1 protein-coding gene is annotated in these 209 nt (G+C 55.5%); it reads left to right on the top strand.

What is annotated here, in order from left to right:
- Positions 1-204 (top strand): transposase (locus CHU71_RS12725; protein WP_187272100.1); only part of this gene is annotated, 204 nt, incomplete at its 5' end.
- Positions 205-209 lie beyond the last annotated feature (5 nt).

Consider the following 209-nt stretch of genomic DNA (forward strand, 5'->3'; position numbering starts at 1 on the left):
CGCACTGATGTTGTCGGGATCTTCCCCCACCGTGATGCTGTGATTCGCCTAGTCGGGGCCGTCCTTGCTGAGCAGCATGATGAATGGATTCAACAGAAACGCTACATGTCGTTGACAAGCCTAGAGCAAACCAAAGCGTTGATCACAGCCAATGTCCTCGACGCCGACACCACCACCCCGGCAGGCAAGGAGATTGCAGCCTAATGACC

It is taken from the genome of Corynebacterium sp. LK14, assembly GCF_008042215.1.
Lineage (GTDB): Bacteria > Actinomycetota > Actinomycetes > Mycobacteriales > Mycobacteriaceae > Corynebacterium > Corynebacterium striatum.